Origin of the sequence: Vibrio sp. 1562 (assembly GCF_033340155.1) — a bacterium.
In the GTDB taxonomy this organism is placed as follows: Bacteria; Pseudomonadota; Gammaproteobacteria; order Enterobacterales; family Vibrionaceae; genus Vibrio; species Vibrio alginolyticus.
The window spans coordinates 1-883 of sequence record NZ_JAWOVY010000178.1; the positions used below are offsets into that span (position 1 = coordinate 1).

Annotated in this window: 1 protein-coding gene; it reads right to left on the bottom strand. The window is 44.5% G+C overall.

Annotated features, from left to right (window positions below):
- Nucleotides 1–879, bottom strand: an 879-nt coding sequence (gene zipA / locus R7Z49_RS24000) for a cell division protein ZipA (RefSeq protein WP_318112229.1), incomplete at its 3' end; no start/stop codon positions are given.
- Between the last annotated feature and the right edge of the window lie 4 nt (nt 880–883).

Sequence of the window (883 nt, forward strand, 5' to 3'; positions counted from 1 at the left end):
TCGCTTGTCATCGAGAACATTTCCTCCCATATCATCCGCAATCTGCTGTGCAGTTCTCAACATCAAGTTGAAGTTTTGCTCAGCTTCGCCATAGCAAGGCAACGTCATAAAGAAGGAAATGCCTTTCGTCGAAAACTCTGCGGGATCACCATGCTCAAGTGTACCCGGATGCATCATGTTAGCCACACTGAACAGCACTTTACCGTTTCCAGATAAATCAACATGACGATGAAAGATATGCATCTCGCCATAGATAAGACCATTTTGCTGCATACTGTCAAAAAGTTCAGTGCCAATAAATGGTTCTTCGCCCGCACAATGAACATTCAACACGATCACTTGCATTTCCGGCTCTGGCTTTGGCTCTTCTGGTTGTTCAACAACGGCAGGAGCCACTTCTTCAACCATTTCCATCTCTTGTTTAGACGCATCAAATGCAGAAGGCATGATCTCTTCTTCAATCACCTCTTGCATTGGCTCTTCGACTTCAGACGGCTGAATTGCTACATCTTCAACATCGTTTTTCATTGCGACAAAAGAAGGGATTTCCTCAGCTTCTTCTTTTACAGAAGGCTTTTCTTCTGCCACACCTCCAAGCAAAGGATCTGCCTCAAACTTACTATCAAACGTATTTTCCATCCCAAAGTCTGGTTCTTTGCGATCTTTACGGATGATTTCGAAATCGTCTTCAGGGGCAGGAGCGAAACTGCGCTCTTGCTCAACCGAATCTTTATCTCCTTGGTCAACATCCAGCTTACCAAGTGGCTTGTTGCCAAATTTTGCTTTGCCTTCTTTCTTACTGCTCCACAAACCATGAAACAGCAATGCCGCGATGGCTAATGCGCCAACAACAATGAGTACGAATCGCAATTCCTGCATTATT